This is a genomic window from Clostridium perfringens (assembly GCF_016027375.1).
Taxonomy (GTDB): Bacteria; Bacillota; Clostridia; order Clostridiales; family Clostridiaceae; genus Sarcina; species Sarcina perfringens.
In genome coordinates, this window is the sequence record NZ_CP065681.1 from 207,501 (window position 1) to 227,679 (window position 20,179).

The window sequence follows — 20,179 nt, forward strand, 5'->3', positions numbered from 1 at the left end:
CCAGCTGTTGGATCTCCAGCTAAAAATCTTGCAATATCTCCAGTTGCAATTTGACCTGAAACTGGATCTGTAAAGCTTCCTAATTGGAACCAAATTACTGTGTTCATTACATGGTGTAATCCAATTGGTATTAATAATCTATTTAATATTCCATATATTCCAGCCCCAATAGCACCTGCCGCTACCATTATATTAGCAAATCCGTCTAATCCAGCTTGGAATGTTGGCCAAGTATATCCAAAGAATACCCCTAAAATAAGACATACCGCTGATGTTATTATTGGAACAAATCTTTTTCCACCAAAGAATCCTAAAAATTGAGGAACTTTAATATCTTTAAATTTATTATATAAAAGTCCTCCAACAACTCCGGCTACAACTCCACCAAAAGCTCCCATATTTATACTTGGATCAAATGAAGTTGCAACATTTTTCATAACTAAAAATCCTAAAAGACCTGCTAATCCTCCAACTCCATTATTTTCATCTGAAAGTCCAAATCCTATACCTACAGCAAAAAGCATTGCCATATTATCTCCAAAGGCAGCTCCACCAGCAGCGCTGATCCAAGGGATATTTAATAAGTCTTTATCTCCAAGTCTTAATAATAATCCTAAAGCTGGCATTACTGCTATAGGAACCATTAAAGATTTACCTATTCTTTGAAGAAAGCCTAAAACTTTTGAACCTTTTTTACTCATTTGTTCATTCCTCCTTATAAGTTTTTTTCATTTAGTTTAAGTTTGTGTAATACTTTAAAAAATTTAACTTCTTTAAAGCATTAGGTATTCTAAAAATAAAATATAAAAGTTATCTATTCCTATTGAATACCTATATAAGCATTTTATAATCTATATTTTTAATCATAAAATGCTTATATAGAAATTCCTTTTGAAATCCTTTCCCCTTTAGCTAAAAATTGTCCTATTAATACAATTATATTCACACATAAAAAAAGCTGAAAAGAACATAGTAATTCTTTTCAGCTAATGCCCAAAATTTATGGTTACACGCTTAAAATAATCTCTTAAACATTACATCTGTAATGTTTGCATTTAAATATTACTATATCTTTTTTAGGGTGTCAACTTTAAGATAAACATATTTTTTATAATCACTATAATATTATCTTTCTCACGCTTCCTAAATTTATTACATATAAATACAAATCTTCAAATGATATTGTATAAATATAGTGTTGACTTATAAAAATAAAGAATATATAATGTAATCATAACATGTTACTGTTAAATCAGGCATAAGTTCTAATAGACTTATGCCTGTTTTTTTATATTTGATTCTATATATAGAAAGGAAGTGAATTTCTTAACTTAATATAATAAGTTGAGAAAATAAATATGTTTGGATTATTTAAAAAAGAATTAAAATTAATTGCTCCTGCAACTGGAAAAACTATTGATTTATCACAAGTACCAGATCAAGTTTTCGCTGAAAAAATGGCTGGAGATGGAGTTGCTATTGAAGTAACTGGAGATACTATTGTTGCTCCTGCTGATGGAGAATTATCATTAGTATTCAAAACTAACCATGCTTTCGCTATGACTTTAAGTAATGGTATTGAATTATTAGTTCACGTTGGTATAGATACAGTTTCTCTAGAAGGAGAAGGATTCGAAAGATTAACTGAACCAGGACAACAAGTTAAAGCTGGTACACCAATATTAAAAATAGATAGAGATTTTATATTAGGAAAAGGCTTAAAATTACACACTCCTGTATTAATCACAAATCCTGATATGGTAAAAGATATGAAACCTGTTATAGGTGAAACAGTTACTGCTGGAAATGATACTGTTTTAACTTATAAAGTTAAATAATAAAAAGCTGACTTAAAAGTCAGCTTTTTTATTTATTCATTTTTTCTTATTCTCTCTACATGCAAGGCTAAATACCCTATCTCATCTTCTGCAACTTCTAGAGAAAAATCTTCATTTATAGCTTTTCCTATTTCTTCAGCAACCTTAAAGGATTCTGGATACTTTAGTTTTATAATAGAAAGTAATTCATTTTTTACCGGAGTATTATTTATAAGTCTTTCAATAGCAAATCTTAAGTGACTTATAAATCTAGCATAAGATAATGAAGTTCTATCTACTTCAATATTAAAAGCATCTTCAATATATTCTACAGCAGTATTTGCTATATAGGTAAATTTTATTGTATGAGAAATCTTTCCTGTTGTTCTTGCCGAATGTATATGCATAGCAATAAATCCAATCTCATCATCAACTATACTTACCCCTGTAAAATCCTCAAGCTTTTTAACCATTTTAGTTGCAGCCTCAAACTCTTTAGGATATAGAGTTTCTATTTCTACTAAAAAAGGATTTCTTAAAATCTCTCCTTTTTTCATTCTCTCAATAGCAAAAGAAATATGATCTATTAAACCTATATGTATAATCTCGTTTAATTCCTCACTAAAATCTCTTGAAATCTCTAATATTAATTCTTCACAAAAAGCAATAAACTTCTCATCATTACTTCCAACCACTCTTCTAAAGTTAGCAATATTATTCTCATCTTGTATAGTAAATATTTTTTCTATATTAGTATTCTCAGGTATTATTGAACCTTTTTTACAATTAAAGCCTATACCTTTAGCAAATAATATAATTTCTTTTTCATCATCATCAACCAAAACTATATTATTGTTGAAGGCTCTTTTTACCTCATATGCTTTTTCCGTTTTTTTTATCATAATATTCTCCTCTATACCACACTATTACTGCTAACTAAATTTATATTAACTCTTATTTAAAGTCATTCCATATTTATAAAAAAGTAACTTAAAAATATATACTTTTTTATTCATTACATATAATTATATATTAAAACTTTTATTTTTACTAATATATAAAGTCGACTAGAATCCTGTTAAATATTAATATATTCTGAACTCTAGTCGAATTTATATGAAACTTTATTAAATTATGATTTATTTTACTATAATTATTTTTATATTAATTTACATAATATATTTTTATATACAAAAAAACCTCTCTAATTAAGAGAGGTTTTTGGTGATCTGCCAGGGAATCGAACCCTGGACACCGTGATTAAAAGTCACGTGCTCTACCGACTGAGCTAGCAAATCATAAGACCTGGCGACCACCTACTCTCCCACACAGTCTCCCGTGCAGTACCATCGGCTTCTAAAGGCTTAACCGTCGTGTTCGGAATGGGAACGGGTGTTACCCTAAAGAACATCATCACCAGATGTTTGAAAGTTTTTGTTCTTTCAAAATTGCACATATTTAATTTACTATATTTGGTCAAGCCCTCGATCTATTAGTATCGGTCAGCTGAACATGTTACCATGCTTACACCCCCGACCTATCAACCTTGTGTTCTTCAAGGGATCTTACTAGCTTATGCTATGGGAAATCTCATCTTGAGGTTGGCTTCACGCTTAGATGCTTTCAGCGTTTATCCATTCCCGACTTAGCTACCCAGCTGTGCTCCTGGCGGAACAACTGGTACACCAGAGGTCAGTCCATCCCGGTCCTCTCGTACTAAGGACAGCTCCTCTCAAATTTCCTACGCCCGCGACGGATAGGGACCGAACTGTCTCACGACGTTCTGAACCCAGCTCGCGTGCCGCTTTAATGGGCGAACAGCCCAACCCTTGGGACCTACTTCAGCCCCAGGATGCGACGAGCCGACATCGAGGTGCCAAACCTCCCCGTCGATGTGGACTCTTGGGGGAGATCAGCCTGTTATCCCCGAGGTAGCTTTTATCCGTTGAGCGATGGCCCTCCCACGAGGTACCACCGGATCACTAAGCCCGACTTTCGTCCCTGCTCCACTTGTGGGTGTCGCAGTCAGGCTCCCTTCTGCCTTTGCACTCTTCGAACGATTTCCGACCGTTCTGAGGGAACCTTTGGGCGCCTCCGTTACTTTTTAGGAGGCGACCGCCCCAGTCAAACTGCCCACCTAACAATGTCCTGTGACCAGATTCATGGCCGCCAGTTAGAATTTCAGTACTGTCAGGGTGGTATCCCAAGGTTGACTCCACCAAGGCTGACGCCCTGGTTTCCTAGTCTCCCACCTATCCTGTACAGACAATACCAAAACTCAATGCTAAGCTACAGTAAAGCTCTACGGGGTCTTTCCGTCCAATCGCGGGTAGCGAGCATCTTCACTCGCACTACAACTTCGCCGGATTTACAGTTGAGACAGTGCCCAAGTCATTACGCCATTCGTGCGGGTCAGAACTTACCTGACAAGGAATTTCGCTACCTTAGGACCGTTATAGTTACGGCCGCCGTTTACTGGGGCTTAAGTTCACACCTTCGCTTGCGCTAAGTGTTCCCCTTAACCTTCCAGCACCGGGCAGGCGTCAGCCCCTATACATCAGCTTACGCTTTAGCAGAGACCTGTGTTTTTGCTAAACAGTTGCTTGGGCCTATTCTCTGCGGCCTACTCTCGTAGGCACCCCTTCTCGCGAACTTACGGGGTCAATTTGCCGAGTTCCTTAACTGTAATTCTTCCGCCGGCCTTAGGATTCTCTCCTCACCTACCTGTGTCGGTTTGCGGTACGGGCACTACTTCTCTCTCTAGACGCTTTTCTTGGCAGCGTGGAATCATGTACTTCGGTTCCGTGGAACCTTCCCCATCACGCCTCAGCATTATGAGAGCGGATTTGCCTACTCTCACTGCCTAAACGCTTAGACTAGCATCCAATAGCTAGCACACACTATCCTCCTGCGTCACGCCATCGATAATAACGATGGTAGTGGTACTGGAATATCAACCAGTTGTCCATCACCTACGCCTTTCGGCCTCGGCTTAGGTCCCGACTAACCCTCAGCGGACGAACCTTCCTGAGGAAACCTTAGGTTTTCGGCCTGTGGGATTCTCACCCACATCTCGCTACTGATGCCAACATTCTCACTCGTAACCAGTCCACCGCTCCTTACGGTACGACTTCAGCCCGGTTACGACGCTCTCCTACCGCTTGAACTAAGTTCAAGCCCGTAGCTTCGGTGGTAAGTTTAGCCCCGTTACATTTTCGGCGCAAGATCTCTCGACTAGTGAGCTATTACGCACTCTTTTAATGAATGGCTGCTTCTAAGCCAACATCCTAGTTGTCTTAGAAATCTCACATCCTTTCCCACTTAACTTACACTTTGGGACCTTAGCTGACGATCTGGGCTGTTTCCCTTTTGACCACGGATCTTATCATTCGTAGTCTGACTGCCGAGCTCAAAGTATGTGGCATTCGGAGTTTGATAAGGTTCGGTAAGCGCTATGCCCCCTAGCCCATTCAGTGCTCTACCTCCACTACTCATACTCGACGCTAGCCCTAAAGCTATTTCGGAGAGAACCAGCTATCTCCGGGTTCGATTGGAATTTCTCCGCTATCCACAGCTCATCCCATGCTTTTTCAACAGCAACGTGGTTCGGTCCTCCACGAGGTTTTACCCTCGCTTCAACCTGGCCATGGATAGGTCACCCGGTTTCGGGTCTACGGCATGCAACTAGTCGCCCTATTCAGACTCGGTTTCCCTTCGGCTCCGTACCTTAAGTACTTAACCTTGCTACATACCGTAACTCGTTGGCTCGTTCTACAAAAAGCACCTCATCACCCTCATAAGGGGCTCTGAGCGGTTGTAGGCACACGGTTTCAGGTTCTATTTCACTCCCCTCCCGGGGTTCTTTTCACCTTTCCCTCACGGTACTGCTTCACTATCGGTCATCAGGTAGTATTTAGCCTTGGGAGGTGGTCCTCCCTGCTTCCCACAAGGTTTCACGTGTCTCGTGGTACTCTGGATCATAACTCGTGGTCTTCTCGTTTCACTTACAGGACTATTACCTTCTACGGTGGAACTTTCCAGTTCTCTTCAGTTACAATAGCCTCCACTTTTATGCTATGTCCACAACCCCGGAAACAAGTTTCCGGTTTGGGCTCTTTCCCTTTCGCTCGCCGCTACTAAGAAAATCGATTTTTCTTTCTCTTCCTCCAGGTACTTAGATGTTTCAGTTCCCTGGGTTACCTTCATTAAGCTATGTATTCACTTAATGATACATGGGGTTTCCCATGTGAGTTTCCTCATTCGGAGATCTTCGGATCTCAGGCTATGTGCGCCTACCCGAAGCTTATCGCAGCTTATCACGTCCTTCATCGGCTCCTGATGCCAAGGCATTCACCATGCGCCCTTTGTAGCTTGACCTATATTAGTTATAGTTCTCATTTTACAAAGAATAGAAATTGGTTTTGCCAATTTGGCTTGTTGTTTCTATAAATTAAATTATGTGCAATTTTCAAAGAACAATTTTGAGAGATAGTCTCTCAAAATTAAACAGAGATATTATCCAGAATTCATTATCATCTTAGTTGTCCTAAGATGTATTCCTTAGAAAGGAGGTGATCCAGCCGCAGGTTCTCCTACGGCTACCTTGTTACGACTTCACCCCAATCGCTGACCCTACCTTCGGCCGCTGCCTCCTTGCGGTTAGCTCACGGACTTCGGGTATTGCCAACTCTCATGGTGTGACGGGCGGTGTGTACAAGACCCGGGAACGTATTCACCGCGACATTCTGATTCGCGATTACTAGTAACTCCAGCTTCATGTAGGCGAGTTTCAGCCTACAATCCGAACTGAGACTGGTTTTTAAGTTTGGCTCCACCTCGCGGTATTGCATCTCTCTGTACCAGCCATTGTAGCACGTGTGTAGCCCTACACATAAGGGGCATGATGATTTGACGTCATCCCCACCTTCCTCCTGGTTAACCCAGGCAGTCTCGCTAGAGTCCTCAACTTAATGGTAGTAACTAACGACAAGGGTTGCGCTCGTTGCGGGACTTAACCCAACATCTCACGACACGAGCTGACGACAACCATGCACCACCTGTCACCTTGTCCCCGAAGGGATTTCCTCGATTAAGAGTAATGCAAGGGATGTCAAGTGTAGGTAAGGTTCTTCGCGTTGCTTCGAATTAAACCACATGCTCCGCTACTTGTGCGGGTCCCCGTCAATTCCTTTGAGTTTTAATCTTGCGACCGTACTCCCCAGGCGGAATACTTAATGCGTTAGCGGCGGCACGGAGGTGTTGAAACCCCCACACCTAGTATTCATCGTTTACGGCGTGGACTACCAGGGTATCTAATCCTGTTTGCTCCCCACGCTTTCGAGCCTCAGCGTCAGTTACAGTCCAGAGAGTCGCCTTCGCCACTGGTGTTCTTCCTAATCTCTACGCATTTCACCGCTACACTAGGAATTCCACTCTCCTCTCCTGCACTCTAGATAACCAGTTTGGAATGCAGCACCCAAGTTGAGCCCGGGTATTTCACATCCCACTTAATCATCCGCCTACGCTCCCTTTACGCCCAGTAAATCCGGATAACGCTCGCCACCTACGTATTACCGCGGCTGCTGGCACGTAGTTAGCCGTGGCTTCCTCCTTGGGTACCGTCATTATCTTCCCCAAAGACAGAGCTTTACGATCCGAAAACCTTCATCACTCACGCGGCGTTGCTGCATCAGGGTTTCCCCCATTGTGCAATATTCCCCACTGCTGCCTCCCGTAGGAGTCTGGGCCGTGTCTCAGTCCCAATGTGGCCGATCACCCTCTCAGGTCGGCTACGCATCGTCGCCTTGGTAGGCCGTTACCCCACCAACTAGCTAATGCGCCGCGGGTCCATCTCATAGCGGATTGCTCCTTTGGTTGAATGATGATGCCATCTTTCAACGTTATGCGGTATTAATCTTCCTTTCGGAAGGCTATTCCACTCTATGAGGCAGGTTACCCACGTGTTACTCACCCGTCCGCCGCTAATCCATTTCCCGAAGGAAACTTCATCGCTCGACTTGCATGTGTTAAGCACGCCGCCAGCGTTCATCCTGAGCCAGGATCAAACTCTCAATTTAAAAGTTTAATCTATACTCATATTACTTATAAAAGAATTGCTGGTTTATGTTAATATCTTCTGTTTAATTTTCAAAGACCATTTCTTTGTCGCCCTCAAGCGACTTTCTTAGTTTAACATCACTTTGAAACTTTGTCAACAACTTTTTTTCAAAACTTTTAATTTGTTTTGTTGAGTTGTTTGTGTGTCTCTCAGCGACGAGATTTATCTTACCATGTTAGATAATATATACTTACTATATATTTCATTAGTTACGACAATTATTCTTAAAATACTCTATTTTTCATTAGAATACTTTATTTTCTTTATATTGATACGCCTGGTTTTGTGTTCTTTATTTTAATTCAACTTAATTCCAAACATTCCATTTTTATAAATCCTATTCCTTGATAATTACTACATTTAGGACATAAATACTCTATTTATTTAAGCTTACAACCAAAATTTTACTTAGAAAATTCCATATTAAAAACTAAATATAACTTTTAGTTATAGTAAAATCTCAATTTAACTATAACTCAATTTAAATATAAGTTATTTTTTATTTTCAACTTATAGCATTAAATTATTAACTATTTATAATATTAGATTATTAACTATCAATAACTGCCCTTTTAAATTTAAACATAAAAAAAGATATAGGATTTAATAGTTATATATTAAATCCTATATCTTAATACTCTATATTTTTTATATTTATATTATCTTTATAAATAATACTTCTAACTTATATAATGTATAACTTTTTATATTCATATATTATATAACTATTCCTGCTCCAGGTCCTAAAGGTAATTTAAATACATACCAAAGCATTAATAAGATTGTCCATCCTATTAGTAAGCAAACTGAATATGGAACCATTGTTGATATCATTGTTCCTATTCCAGACTCTTTATCATACTTCTCACTAAATGATACTATTAACGCAAAGTAAGTCATAAGTGGAGATATAATGTTTGTTGTTGAGTCACCTATTCTGTATGCCATTTGAGTCATTTCTGGACTTATATTAACTCCCATAAGCATTGGAACAAATATTGGAGCCATTATAGCCCATTTAGCTGAAGCTGATCCCATGAATAAGTTTATAAATGCTGTTACAAGTATGAATCCTACTAATAAAGGAATACCTTGAATTCCTGTTGCCTTTAAGAAGTCGGCTCCTTTTACTGCTATTACAGTACCTAAATTAGTTTTTCCAAAGTAAGCTACAAATTGAGCTGCAAAGAATACTAATACTATATATGAGCCCATTGTAGACATTGTCTTGCCCATTTCACCAATTATATCTTTATCACTCTTTATTTTTCCTTCACCTATTCCATATCCAACACCTGCTAGTAAGAATACAAATGCGATAGAAACAACTATTGAGTTCATAAATGGTGAACTTAATATTTCTCCTGTTTCAGGATTTCTTAATATACCGTTAGCTGGAACAACTAAAGCTCCTATTAATATAATTCCTACTAAAGCAAATAAACCTGCAAATTTTAATCCTCTTTTTTCTTTTTCATCAAGAGGTTTCATAGCATCTTCATCACCCGCTATTAGTTCTCCTCTATATTTACCTAATCTAGGTTCAACTATCTTCTCAGTAACTAAAGTTCCTATTAAAGTTATTACAACTGTTGAAGCCATTATAAAGTACCAGTTTCCTACTGGTGATGCTGAATATGATGGATCAAACATATGAGCACCCTCTGTAGTCATACCTGCTAATAAAGCATCAACAGGTCCTGGAAAAAGATTTGCACTAAATCCACCTGATACCCCTGCAAAGGCTGCAGCTATACCTGCTAGTGGATGTCTTCCACAACTCATAAATATTACTGCACCTAGTGGTACAAGAACAACGTAACCAGCGTCAGAAGCTATACTTGACATAACTCCTGCAAATACAACAACCATTGTAACTAAACTCTTTGGAGTTTTTAACACTAATCTTCTTAAAGCTGTTCCTATAAGTCCAGTTCCTTCTGCAACACCAACCCCTAACATTGCAACTAACACTGTACCTAAAGCCGCGAAGCTTGTAAAATTAGTTATTAATGATTCAAAAATATATCTTATTCCATCTGGAGTTAACAAACTTTGAACAGAAACCGTTATCTCTTTAATTTCATTTGTAGCTCTATCTATTCCTTCATATGTAACAGATACACCCCTTGATGCTAAAACATGAGATAAAATTACTACACCAGCACATAATATTACGAATATAGTAGCTGGATGCGGCAATTTATTACCTACTGTTTCTATGAAGCCTAAAATTCCGCTTTTTTTCTGATTGACTTCTTTTACAGCTTTCATATATATATGCCCCCCTTTTATTAATAGTTATTGATTTTTGTTTATAAACCCCCAACAAAAACAACTTATTTTTATTATTATCTTAATTTATTATATCATTTATTATTAAAATTTCAATATAATCACATTTATATAACACAATATTAATATTTTGGTTATATTTTTGATAATTTTCTCACTTTATCTTGTTAAAGAAAAATAAAATTATTAGTCTAAAATAAATTTTATCTTTTTTGATGTTAACTATTTAAAATTTATTAATACTCTATTGATTTCATACTTTCAATAATAAATATGTAGATTATAATATTTTATATAGTTTATAATTACATTTTGATAATATATTTTATGTAAAACTGTTTAGAAAGTATTAGTTATTGAGATAATTAATGTTACAATAAGATTTAGTATTTTATTTATGAGGGAGGGATTATTATAAACTATATAACAACATTTTTATACTTGGCATTTATAATTAATGTAATCTTGTCTGTCATAATTGTGGTACTAGAAAGAAAACAACCAGAAAAAACAATAGCATGGTTACTAATACTAACCCTATTGCCTCCTATAGGATTAATACTTTATATATTCTTAGGACGTAATTGGAAAAGAAATAAACTTAATGATAGAACCAATCCTAAAATTAATGACTTAATAAGTCCTATTTTAGATGAATATCCTGAAAAACAATATGTCCCTTTAATGGAGCTTTTAGCTTTTAACAGTGATTCTCCTATCTTTGTTAATAATGATATAAAGATATATAAGGATGGTGTTGAAAAGTTTAAAGATTTAAAAGAGGAACTTCTTAAGGCTAAGCATCATATTCATCTTGAGTACTATATAGTAAATAGTGATGAAATAGGCAATGAAATTAAAGATATATTGATAAAGAAAGCTCTAGAAGGAGTTAAGGTTAGATTTATTATTGATAAAGTTGGTTCAAGCAGCTTAAAAAGAAGCTACATTAAAGATTTAAAAAAAGCAGGGGTCTCAGTTGTTATGTACTCTTACTTCTTAGCACCCCTTCTTAAAGTAATAAACACTCAAATCAACTATAGAAATCATAGAAAAATAGTTGTTATAGACGGACAAGTAGGTTTTTTAGGTGGTATTAATATAGGAGATGAATATTTAGGGAGAAACAAAAAGTTTGGTTATTGGAGAGATACCCACCTAATGATTAAAGGTGATTTTGTTTTAGCACTGCAAGCAGTTTTCCTAGATGACTTCATAACCATAGAAAAAGCTAATAATAGTTATACTTTTTATGATAAAGAATTTGATAAATATTTTCCTGAAAATATAGTTGCTAAGGAAAGAGTTTTAATGCAGTTAGTTAAAAGCGGACCTGATTCAACATTTCCTGCAATAATGCAGAGCATTTTAAAAATGATTATGACTGCAAGGGAAAATATTTATATAACTACTCCTTATTTTGTACCTCCATCAAGCATAATAGAAGCTCTTAGAATAGCTTCTTTAAGTGGAGTTGACGTAAAGATTATTTTTCCTGAAAAATCAGATCACTTTATGGTAAATAAGGCATCTAAAAGTTATTTAGCTGAACTTATGGATTGTGGAATTGAAGTTTATTTTTATGATAAAAGTTCTTTTATACATTCTAAAACAATGACAATAGATGGGAAAATATGTACTTTAGGAACAGCTAATATGGATATACGTAGTTTTGAGCTTAATTATGAAATAAATACTGTTATATATGATAAGGAAATAACATGTAAGTTAGATGCTCTGTTTTTTGAAGATTTACTTAAATCTAGACATTTTAAAATTGAAGAATATGAAAAATCAACTAAGTTTGACAAGTTTATAGAGGGAGTTACTAGAATTTTCTCAGCATTATTATAAAAAATTATTAATTAGAAAAAGGTGCTGTATTAGAATAATAAAACTTACAAACATATTCAGAGAATTACAAGTTTTCTCTTCATACTGTTTGTAAGTTTTGTTAAAAGTTATTTTAATATAGGCCATTTTTGTATTTAAAATAAATATATTTTAATGTTTTTTTCATTTTAAGCTTTATTAGAGAAAATTTTACTTTTTAAAATAGCTAATAAACTTCCAAAAATTCCTCCTGATGTATCTATAAGAACATCTTTAAACTGTCCACTTCTTCCTTCTACAAATAATTGATGGAATTCATCGCTACAAGCATATCCAAATACTATAATTAAGGAATATATATATGCCTTCTTTCTAGTTATATATAATCTTAAAAGATTAAAAGCTAAGAAATAAAGTATCATATATTCAGTAAAGTGTGCTCCCTTTCTTATAATATAAGTTGATAATTCACCGAAACGACTATTTAAGTCCATTCCAAACATATCAAGTAAAACAACTACAAAATTACTTTGCTTAGAAGAAACCTCTCCTGGCTGGCTAGACATAAAAAATATAAAAGCCATCCATAATATCATTAAACTCCATGCAATTATTCTTTTTCTTTTATTCTCCATAGCATCTCCTCTTCTCCTTTTGTATAAATTAAATTTAAAGGATGCTATGATTTATTTCAAGTTTATATTATATTAGGTTTGCTTAAAACCATAGGACAGTATTCAAGACCTACTATTTTCTCATCATCTCTTATTACTGCTGCCTTATCTGTTATTATTTTATCTAAATGGGCATTTTCACCTATAACAGTTTCTTGCATTATAATACAATTTTTAATAACCGCCTCTGGTCCTACATAAACTCTTCTTCCAATTATACTGTTTTCAACTTTCCCTTCAATATAAGAACCATTTGCTATTATCGAATTAGTTACTTCACTATTTTTAGTATAATGGGTTGGTCCTTCATCTCTAGATTTAGTATATATAGGATTATTATCTATAAATAATTCCTTATAAACCTTCTCTTCTAATAAATCCATATTAGCCTTATAATAAGATTTTAGTGAATTAACACAGCTTAAATAACCTTTAAATTCAAATCCACTAACCTTCATTTCATCTAAGAATTCACTTAAATAACTCTTGAATTTTCTATGTGAACCTCTTCTTATACATTCATATATTATTTCTATTAGAAGATCTGTTCTTAATATATACATTTCCATGCTTATATTGCTTTCTTCTTCTCTACCTAAGTTTTTTCCTATACTTTTTATAAATCCACTTTCATCAAAATTTAAAACATCACAATCAATAAAATTAGAATCCGCATCTTTAACTTTTTTATATATTACTGTAATATCATTGTCATTTTTCTTGTGATATTCTAAAGCTTCTTTTAAATCTATATTACAAATCATATATGATGGTGACATGATAACATATTCTCTTCTACTTTTAGTTAAAAAATCTAAATTCTCATAAAGATTAGTTATATCATCATAATAAGGATCTCTTTCACCAAAGTTAAATACTCTTAGTCCATCTCTTTTTCTGTGTAAATCCCATGGTCTCCCATTAGTTAAGTGATCTACTAATGAACGAGATTTATTTTTGCTTAAAATACCTAAAGATTCTATTCCTGCATTAGTCATATTAGAAAGTATAAAATCAATTATTCTATATCTTCCCGCTATAGGTACTGCTGCTAAAGGCCTATTTTTTGCTAATTCTCCAATTCTGCTTTCATTCTCATCTAAATTTATTATACCTATGCAATTATTCATGAACTATTACCCCTCTCATATACCTCTTCTTACTTCACCATAGCACATTCTTCTATTATCTCTTTATTGCCTACTACAACCTCTTTAGATGCTATAACTGAAATTTTATTTCCATCGCCTATTTTGCATCCTTTACCAACAATAGCTTCACTACCTATAATCGCTTTTTCTATTACAACTTCATCCTCAATTCTTGTATTTGGCATTATTACTGCATCTTTAATTACAGCTCCCTTTCCTACGTAAACCCCTTGGAATAAAACTGAATTTTCCACCTTACCATGTACTATACACCCTTCAACAGTTAATGAAGACTTTATTTCTGCATCTTTTCCAATAAATTGAGCAGGTCTAACAGGATTAGCTGAATAAATTCTCCATTCACTATCATAAAGACTTAATTCATCTTCATGCTTTAATAAATCCATATTAGCTTCCCATAAACTTTCTATAGTTCCAACATCTTTCCAATAACCCTTAAATGGATAAGCTATAAGCCTTTTACCTGCATTCAACATTTTAGGAATTATATTTTTTCCAAAATCATTACTTGAATTTGGATCTAATTCATCTTCTTCTAAAAATTTCTTTAAAACTTTCCAATTAAAAATATATATTCCCATTGAAGCATTTGTACTCTTTGGATGCTCTGGCTTTTCCTCAAATTCATATATTGATAAATCTTCATTTGTATTCATTATTCCAAACCTACTTGCCTCATGCATAGGAACATTTATTACTGCTATAGTAGCATCAGCTTCTTTCTGTTTATGCATTTCTAGCATTTTATCATAATCCATTTTATAAATATGATCTCCTGATAAAATAAGAACATATTCTGGATCATATCTTTCTATGAATTCAATATTCTGATAGATTGCATTGGCAGTACCCTTATACCAATCTCCACCTTTTTCTTTTTGATATGGAGGCAATATACTTACCCCTCCATCTCTTCTATCTAAATCCCATGTATCACCAATACCAATATGTTCATTTAATTTTAAAGGCTTATACTGTGTTAAAACACCAACAGTATATATACCTGAATTAGAACAGTTACTTAAAGGAAAATCTATTATTCTATACTTTCCCCCAAAAGGAACTGCTGGCTTAGCCAAATTCTTAGTTAACACTCCTAATCTCGATCCTTGACCTCCAGCTAATATCATTGCAACTATCTCTTTTTTTGACACAAGTCTCCCCTCCAATTTACCCCTTATATACCATTAAATGGATATTGAAATTATAACATAATTTAACTTTAAATTTAATAGTTATTAAAATTAATTTATAATAAATTTAATCTTAAAAAATAATTATTTTAAATTAATTAAATATTTTAAAACAATATTCTTAAATAGCCTTAAATTTTATTATTTTTTTTAATAACAAAGAGTACTAGAAACCCTTCTAGTACCCAAATTGATTTAACACCTTATTTATTTTCTGATAAAAATTGATTTATATATGCCATAGATTGCTCTATCAATACTTGACCACTTCCTAAACTCTCAACCTCTCTCTCAAGATTGCTTATTCTTTGCTCAACTCTATAAACCATGTCCTTTATATCGTTTAAAATTTTAGATTCATAAGATACCTGATTTCCATCAGCATCAATAAAAATATTTTCTGGTGGATTACCACAAACAATACATTTTGCATATATATTATTGCTCTCAGTATCTTTAAAGACCTTAAAAGTATCATTATTACAGTTTGAGCAAGTAGATAACATCAAAAGTGAATTATTCTCAGTTTCATATTTATACTCACTATTACACTCCTTACATACAACACTCATTTCACCATCATGACTATTTATATAAAAAGCATTTCCATTGCATCCTTCTCTTTGGCATACTATTGTTCTTATCATATTATCCACCTCCATATATTGGATTAATATGATTTTTTCACTTAGAAAATACCTCTAATTAGTTAAAATTTTATAATTTTCTCTTTCTACTTCTAAAGTAATGCTACCATCACCATAAAATTCTTCCTTAGAAAATTTATCTTTATATCTTCCTTTCTCGCTATCTAAGGTTATGGTTTTTCTAGAATTACTCCTATTTACTATAATTATCATTTCTTTCTCTTTATAAACTCTCTTAAAAGCAATAACATCCTCAGGTGTATCCTTAAAAATATAAAAATCTCCCTTTCTTAAAACCTCTTCATTCTTTCTAAAGTTTCCAAAAAAGCTATAATAACTTAATATTTCCTTATTTTCTCGTCCCCAAGGATAGGTCTTTCTATTTTCAGGATCCTTATTTCCTAAAAGTCCTGCCTCATCTCCATAATAAATTAAGGGAACTCCAGGTAAAGTCATTTGAAGGCATAGGGCTAATTTTAACTTATTTAAATTCTCCTTTAATACTGTAAGTATTCTTTCTGTATCATGGTTACCTAGAAGATTCATGTTTGCATAAAAATTTTCTCTTGGATAATTTTCTTTTATGCTCATTATCACTTTATAAAAATCCTTTGAACTTATTTCTTCATTTAAAAAATTAGAAATTATATCTCTATAAGGATAATTTGTTACAGAATCTAATTCATTTCCTAATAAATATTTTCTTCTTTTTGAATAGCTAACCTTATTTGAAGCGTCTTCCCAAACCTCTCCTATAAGCACACTATCTTCTTTCTCATTTTTCATCCTTTCCTTAATCATTTGTATGAATTCATCTGGAAGTTCATCTGCTACATCTAGCCTCCAACCACTTGCTCCTAATCTAAGCCACTTTGCTATTATTGAATTTTCACTATTAACTATATAATCTGAATATGTCTTTTCTAGTTCCTCTACATTAGGCTGATTTTCAAAACCCCACCAACATTCATAACTATTAGGATAGTCATAAAACCTATACCACTTATAATATTTAGAGTATTTAGATTCATAGGCTCCAAGCTCTCCATAGTTTCCGTATTTATTAAAGTACCTACTATCTGATCCTGTATGACTAAAAACACCATCTAATATTATCCTTATGCCTTTTTCCTCAGCTTTTTGGCACAATTCCTTAAAATCACAGTTAGTTCCATACATCTTATCTATATTTTCATAATCTCCAGTATCATATTTATGACAACTCACAGCATCAAATATTGGATTCATGTATATAATATTTACCCCTAAAGATTTTATATAATCTAATTTTTCAATTACTCCCCTTAAATTACCTCCATAAAAATCCCACCGTTTAATACTTCCATTATTATCTCTTATATACATTGGCTCATCATACCAATTACCATATATAAAGCTATTTTTCTTTTTATTAAATATCACACTATCCTTATTCCCATTAAAAAATCTATCCACAAATATCTGATAAATAATACCTTCTTTATACCAAATAGGAATTTTATTATCCTCATAAACTGTTATTTGATAATAATTAGGAAAATCATAGTATATCTTTCCCTCTCCTCCTAAACACTCATCATTATTTCCATAATACTTAGTAAATCCATCTTTAATGTATTTAAAGTAATAATTTATTACTCCTGAGGAGTTTGTAGTGTCTATTATTCCTTTATAAATTATGCATTCATTTCTACGCTCTTCAATTGTCATAGGTATTGAATATCTACTTCCATCAAACTTTATTACCTCTATAAAAACTTCTCCACACTCTTTGCATTCTAATCTTAAACTTACCTTAGAACCTACAGAAACAGCTCCAAAAGGTTCCCTATAAAAGGTATCTTGAGAATCATGATAAATATAAGCTTTTCCCATGGCAATACCCCTTTCTTACTTAATAAAACAAAGCACTTATATTAATATATAGTATTAATATAAGTGCTTTATGGATTATACTTTGTTATAAATTTCTATAGGTTTTTGTATATAACTTTTGAACCCCATATTCCTGTAGCATACTCAGTTATGGTTCTATCTGAAGAAAATATACCTGAATGTGCTATATTTACTCCACATTTTCTTTGCCACTCTTTATTATTTCTATAAAGCAAATCTACCTTATCTTGAGCTTTCAAATATGAATCAAAATCTTTTAGTACAAAAAATTCATCATTATAGGTCAATAAATTATCATATACACTTCTAAACTTATCTCTATCCTTAGAGTAAACTCCATTTATTAAATCATCTGTAACTCTAATTAACCTATTATCATTATTTCTTACATCCCAAGCTGAATATCCACCTCTTGAGTAATAATCGAGAACTTCATTTTCTGTTAATCCAAAAATAACAATATTGTCGTCTCCAACTTCATCTCTTATTTCTATATTAGCTCCATCTAAGGTAGCTATAGTAACAGCACCATTCATCATAAACTTCATATTAGAAGTACCTGAAGCTTCCTTAGTTGTAGTTGAGATTTGCTCACTTAAGTCTGTAGCTGGAATTATCTTTTCTGCAAGAGAAACTCTATAATTTTCTAAGAAAACTACTTTGATTTTATCATTAATTCTTTTATCATTATTTATTTTCTTTGCAACAGCATTTATTAATTCAATAGTATTCTTAGCTAAATAGTATGCAGGGGCAGCTTTACCTGCAAATATAAAAGTTCTTGGAGCTATATCTAAATTTGGATTTTCTAATAATCTATTATAAAGCTCCATTATTCTCAAACAATTTAAAGTCTGACGCTTATATGCATGTATTCTCTTAACTTGTACATCAAAAATTGAATTTGGATCAACTTTAATTCCCTGATTATCAAAAATTACCTTAGCTAAATTCTCTTTATTTTTTCTTTTTATTTCTCCTAATCTTTTTAAAACATACTCATCATCAATATACTTCTCAAAGTTCTCCATATCTGTAGGATGTTTTATAAAGCTGTCTCCTATTGTTTCTTTTAAAAGATTAGTAAGTTCAGGATTGCTTTTTAGAAGCCATCTTCTATGTGCTATTCCATTAGTTTTATTATTAAATTTACTTGGATAAAGATAATAAAAATCACTCATCTCTTTTTTCTTAAGTATTTCTGTATGCAATTTTGCTACACCATTTACACTATGACTACCTACTATTGCAAGATTAGCCATTCTAACAAAGCCATCTCCTATTATGGCCATCTTAGAAATCTTGTCCCATTGACCAATATACTTATGCCAAAGTTCAGCACAGTATCTTTCATTCATCTCTTCAACTATCATATATATTCTAGGAAGAAGCTCCTTAAACATATTTATTGGCCATTTCTCTAAGGCTTCAGATAAAATAGTATGATTTGTATATGATATTGTGTTTGTAGTTATTCTCATGGCACTTTCCCATGAAAGTCCCTCTTCATCTAATAAAATTCTCATAAGCTCTGGTATTGCTAAGGTTGGATGGGTATCATTTATATGAATAGCAATATATTCATCAAACTCTTCTATTTTTCCACCATTTTTCTTATAATGTCTAACTATACTCTGAAGTCCTGCTGATACAAAGAAATATTGCTGTTTTAATCTAAGAAGTTTCCCTTCATACATTGAGTCATCAGGATATAATACCTGTGATATGGCTTCAATAGAATTTCTATATTCTATAGCCTTTAAATATTGACCTCTATTGAAATAACAAAAATCGAATTCATTATCTACTGGCTCTGCACTCCATAACCTTAAATTATTTACCACATTATTTTCATATCCAACAATAGGGGTATCATAAGGAACTGCTAAAATTGGCTCATAATTTACATGGGTAAAAGTTAATCTACCATTTATGTTTTCACACTTAATATTTCCACCAAACTTAACAACTTCTGATTTATCAGGCTTTTTAACTTCCCATACATTTCCGTTCTTAAGCCAACTATCTGGAGTTTCTACCTGTGATCCATCAATTATTTTTTGATTGAAAAATCCATATTTATATCTTATGCCACATCCATGTCCAGCTATATTTAAAGATGCCATTGAATCTAGAAAGCATGCTGCTAATCTACCTAATCCACCATTACCTAACCCCTGATCACTTTCAAACTCTTCTAGTTCTTCTAAGTCAATATTTAATTCCTTTAAAGCTTCCCTACATGTTTCTCTTATACCTAAGTTTAGTAAGGCATCTCCTAAAAGTCTTCCTAATAAAAACTCCATAGAGAAATAATAAACTTGTTTTTGCTTTGAACTCTCATATTTCTTTTTAGTATTTACCCAGTCTTCTGCAATATAATCTCTAACTAAACATCCAAGAGCCTCATACTTATGAAAATTTTTTCCCTCTTCAAGTTCTATACCATGAAGTTCTAAGAACTTTTTTTTATAATCTCTCTTAAAACTCTCCTTATTTATAGATAGCATCTACTCGCCTCCTACAAACTTGAT

General features: G+C 33.5%; 11 protein-coding genes, 1 tRNA gene and 3 rRNA genes (1 of these 15 running past the window's edge). 2 read left to right on the forward strand and 13 right to left on the reverse strand.

What is annotated here, in order from left to right; genetic code table 11:
- Positions 1–701: the 5' portion of an N-acetylglucosamine-specific PTS transporter subunit IIBC gene (gene nagE / locus I6G60_RS01120; protein ID WP_003460623.1), read on the reverse strand. Its footprint begins 745 nt before the window's first position; 701 of the gene's 1,446 nt are visible here — the first part of the coding sequence; it begins with the start codon at positions 699–701; the stop codon falls past the left edge of the window.
- 657 nt (positions 702–1,358) lie between these two features.
- Here nagE and I6G60_RS01125 point away from each other — a divergent pair.
- Positions 1,359–1,838: a PTS sugar transporter subunit IIA gene (locus I6G60_RS01125; protein WP_003460618.1), complete on the forward strand. Its 480-nt coding sequence runs from the start codon at positions 1,359–1,361 to the stop codon at positions 1,836–1,838.
- A 32-nt stretch (positions 1,839–1,870) separates the two neighbouring features.
- Here the strand turns inward: I6G60_RS01125 and I6G60_RS01130 are convergent, their stop codons facing one another.
- From I6G60_RS01130 to I6G60_RS01155, 6 genes are all read right to left on the reverse strand, one after another.
- Complete coding sequence (locus I6G60_RS01130; protein ID WP_003460620.1) at positions 1,871–2,719, reverse strand: PRD domain-containing protein; 849 nt, start codon at positions 2,717–2,719, stop codon at positions 1,871–1,873.
- Between the two features lie 320 nt (positions 2,720–3,039).
- Positions 3,040–3,115: transfer RNA gene (locus I6G60_RS01135), tRNA-Lys, on the reverse strand.
- A gap of 5 nt (positions 3,116–3,120) precedes the next feature.
- Positions 3,121–3,238, reverse strand: a 5S ribosomal RNA gene (rrf, locus tag I6G60_RS01140).
- A gap of 51 nt (positions 3,239–3,289) precedes the next feature.
- A 23S ribosomal RNA gene (locus tag I6G60_RS01145) occupies positions 3,290–6,194 on the reverse strand.
- A 187-nt stretch (positions 6,195–6,381) separates the two neighbouring features.
- Positions 6,382–7,894 (reverse strand): 16S ribosomal RNA (locus tag I6G60_RS01150).
- The 16S, 23S and 5S rRNA genes sit together here with 1 tRNA gene alongside, the layout of an rRNA operon.
- A 758-nt stretch (positions 7,895–8,652) precedes the next feature.
- Entirely contained in the window at positions 8,653–10,209 is a 1,557-nt protein-coding gene (locus I6G60_RS01155) for an AbgT family transporter (RefSeq protein WP_003473032.1), read from the reverse strand.
- Between the two features lie 444 nt (positions 10,210–10,653).
- Between I6G60_RS01155 and cls the strand changes: the two genes are divergently transcribed.
- Positions 10,654–12,084 (forward strand): cardiolipin synthase, encoded by a 1,431-nt coding sequence (cls, locus tag I6G60_RS01160; protein WP_096071767.1) that lies wholly within the window; start codon positions 10,654–10,656, stop codon positions 12,082–12,084.
- A 167-nt stretch (positions 12,085–12,251) separates the two neighbouring features.
- Here cls and I6G60_RS01165 read toward each other — a convergent pair whose 3' ends face one another.
- The 6 genes from I6G60_RS01165 to I6G60_RS01190 form a co-directional block, all read right to left on the reverse strand.
- Positions 12,252–12,698 carry a VanZ family protein gene (locus I6G60_RS01165; RefSeq protein ID WP_003473034.1) on the reverse strand — a complete coding sequence of 149 codons (447 nt, stop codon included), beginning with the start codon at positions 12,696–12,698 and terminating at the stop codon, positions 12,252–12,254.
- A 62-nt stretch (positions 12,699–12,760) separates the two neighbouring features.
- Positions 12,761–13,867, reverse strand: coding sequence for a glucose-1-phosphate adenylyltransferase subunit GlgD (gene glgD, locus I6G60_RS01170; RefSeq protein ID WP_003454130.1), 1,107 nt, complete (start codon positions 13,865–13,867; stop codon positions 12,761–12,763).
- 29 nt (positions 13,868–13,896) lie between these two features.
- On the reverse strand, positions 13,897–15,063 hold the full coding sequence (locus I6G60_RS01175; RefSeq protein WP_003470092.1) for a glucose-1-phosphate adenylyltransferase: 1,167 nt from the start codon (positions 15,061–15,063) through the stop codon (positions 13,897–13,899).
- 242 nt (positions 15,064–15,305) lie between these two features.
- On the reverse strand, positions 15,306–15,749 hold the full coding sequence (locus I6G60_RS01180; RefSeq protein WP_003454134.1) for a hypothetical protein: 444 nt from the start codon (positions 15,747–15,749) through the stop codon (positions 15,306–15,308).
- Between the two features lie 54 nt (positions 15,750–15,803).
- On the reverse strand, positions 15,804–17,624 hold the full coding sequence (locus I6G60_RS01185) for a glycoside hydrolase family 13 protein (protein ID WP_197925547.1): 1,821 nt from the start codon (positions 17,622–17,624) through the stop codon (positions 15,804–15,806).
- A gap of 95 nt (positions 17,625–17,719) precedes the next feature.
- Positions 17,720–20,155, reverse strand: a complete 2,436-nt coding sequence (locus I6G60_RS01190; RefSeq protein ID WP_197925548.1) for a glycogen/starch/alpha-glucan phosphorylase — start codon at positions 20,153–20,155, stop codon at positions 17,720–17,722.
- Between the last annotated feature and the right edge of the window lie 24 nt (positions 20,156–20,179).